We start from the raw sequence: 2974 nt of genomic DNA on the forward strand, positions 1-2974 counted from the left end.
AATTTCTGCAGTTACATCGTGGGTATTATAAAAAAAAGATTTCCTGTAATCAGTAGGATTAGGAGCTAACACCTGGTTGCCTATTTTATTTCCATTGATGAACAATTCATACATACCCAAGCCGGAAATATAAACGGTGGCTCTTTTTACAGGTAAAACATTTTGAAATTCTTTTCTTAAATATCTTGCAGATAACCTCGACCATTGTGTTACGCTATCCCATGCCGATGCTTTATCATACCCGATCCATTTTGCTTTCCAGTCTTGAATATTTAATAACCCTGTAGAGAAGAAAGCAGTTTCTTCCTCATTTGCGGCACCTTTATTGGTAATTACTTTTACCTTCCAAAAATATTTGGTTGCAGATTGTAATTTTTTTCCGCCATAACTAATGAGTAAAGATTTACTATCATTTATAATTCCCGAATTCCAAACATCGCCGTCGTTTATTTTTAATTTTTGTTCGCTGCTGCTAATAATAATTTGATAAGAAATCTGCGTAACACTTCTTTCATTGCTTTCTAATTGCCAGCTAAATCTTGGTTGCGTAGCATCAATACCCAAAGGATTAGTGAGCATTTCGCAACGCAGATTTTTAATAGTTACCTGTGCGATACTTAACTTCAGAAAAAGCAAGCTAAAAAAAAATAAAAGTAATTTTTGTTTCATTATTTACTTAATTCAACTTTATAATTCGTCCGTTACTGACGGAAGAATTAAATTATTTTATTTTTATAACATTCATTTTTTTTTCAATTAGACCGTCAGTAACAGGCTAATTGAAAAAACCTTACCTAAAATCAAAATATAATATCATCTTCAATGCCCTTGCCGGATCTTTCTCATAATCGTAAAAAATATTTTTCATTCCCATTGGCCCGGTAGTTTCATTGCGTTGTGTTTTACTGCCAACAGCACTGATACCCTGCATAAAAGAAATATCTCCCGATGGAAATATGGGTTCGTAATTATGCCACTGATCAGTTTTCCATGCAGGTGTGAAAAGGCGGAAAAATAAATCCTCCGTTTCGGTATAAACAGTAAATGAATTATGCTTGCCAATAAATTTGCACCAGTACATATTGGAATGATAGCCTTTAAACTCAGGATATTTCCATGGAGATTCTCCGGTTTCTGTATTGTTGTATTCTTTATTCCAAACACCAAATTGATTTCCTTTCATTCTGTTTTTCCAAACACGGTAAGGGCCATTACCCATCCATTCAACGGCCTTAATTTCACTTTCAGGAAAAGAGAAATTAACGCCAACGAAATTGGTAAAATATGCGGATGGAAAATAGTTTACTTCCATTTTTATCCAGCCGGATGGATAAATGGTCCATTTTAAAGTATTATAACTATCTTTTTTATCGAAGGTGGATTCGATGATATAATTATTACCTTCCCAATGTTTTTTAACGCCTTTAAAATTACTAAACCCTTCTTCTATCATGGGGCCATTATTCAAAGGCAATACCCCGTTTTTATTTTTAACATATGCAAGCGTACCACTTGATTCATTAAACATTAAAAACAAATCGCCAACTTTTACCAAAATCATATTGGTATCAGCAACTGGTGTTTCAATTTTAGTATCGCCTTCTCTTACAATCATTCTTGCACCTGCTTTTGCAGGGCTACTGATAGTAAAACTCCAAGTAAATAATTCTTTTTGGTGTTGATCTTTTGCAGTTATATACAATACATCAAAATCCTTCCAATCTGCAGGCAATACAATTTTTAAAACCCCTTTTGCAGCGGGGTTAATATCCGGCGAAAGAGCTGTACCGTTTTTTTCTTTTGATGACTGCACATCAAATCTTTGTAGTTTCCAAGTGAAAGTACAAGTGTTGATATTAGTAAAATGATACCGATTTTCAATATTTAATGTACCATCAAACTGCGGCGTAATTTCCTTTCGTTCAAAATACACCGGACTCCATATTTCTTTTATTGCATAGTAGTTGCCTTCCTTCTCCAAATGCGGTCCGAGTATTCCATCAGCTGCCCTGTGTTTATCCGTATCCAAAGAATCATTTTTATCTTTTCTTACCACAGCATTGTCGGCAAAGTCCCACAAAAAACCACCGGCACTTAAAGGATTGTGCCACATCTTTTCCCAGTAGTCTTCTAACCCAGCCCCATGGCCGCCGTCAAACTGGCCGTGTAAAAATTCGGTAGGCATAACGATCTCTCTCCCATTTTCATAATTACCAATGCCATAATTATATTCACGGTAGTGTTGCGTTTCAATACCACCAAACAATTGCCAGGGATGAATTACAGGACGTTTTTGAATATCAAAATCAGTAAATAATTTATCCAGCTCCAAATTATGTCCGCCTTCATTCCCATTGGCCCACATGATGATTGACGGATGATTAACATCATGATCGATCATTTCTTTCAACAACTTTGCTCCTGTTTTCGTATCATAATTACCATGCCAACCTGCCAGTTCATCAATCACAAATAATCCTAACGAATCGCATACATCTAAAAAATATTCATCAGGCGGGTAATGACTGCAACGTACCGCATTCATGTTCATGTCTTTCATCAGCAACACATCTTCAATGCTATTTTCTTTACTTAATGTTCTTCCGGTTTCGGGCCGAAACGAATGACGGTTAACGCCTTTCATTTTTACTTTAACACCGTTTACATAAATACCATCTCTTTGTTTTACTTCTATTGTTCTAAAACCAAATTTCTTTGTTACTGAATGAATTATTTTTCCGTTTTTATTGATGGTGAAGGTAGCTGTATATAGATTTGGGGATTCGGAAGACCAAGTTTTTATAGAAGGAATTTTTGCAATTGCTAAAAAAGAATTCCAGGCATTATCATTTATATTATTGGCCTTAAATTTAAAAACCTGAGTATTTTTTGCATCCCTGATATTTACTTCAATTTTGAAATCTCCATTACCTTCAGTTGTAATAATAGAAGCAAAAAATTCACCATTCTTTTT

2 protein-coding genes are annotated in these 2974 nt (G+C 34.8%); both read right to left on the bottom strand.

Annotated features, from left to right (window positions below):
• A partial coding sequence (locus ACY65O_RS17300) for a glycoside hydrolase family 78 protein (RefSeq protein ID WP_462222114.1) occupies positions 1-669 on the bottom strand: 669 nt, incomplete at its 3' end.
• Between the two features lie 121 nt (positions 670-790).
• The coding region (locus ACY65O_RS17305; protein WP_462222115.1) for a glycoside hydrolase family 2 protein at positions 791-2974 on the bottom strand (2184 nt) is incomplete at its 5' end.

Source organism: Ferruginibacter sp., assembly GCF_031430955.1.
Classification (GTDB): Bacteria; Bacteroidota; Bacteroidia; order Chitinophagales; family Chitinophagaceae; genus Ferruginibacter.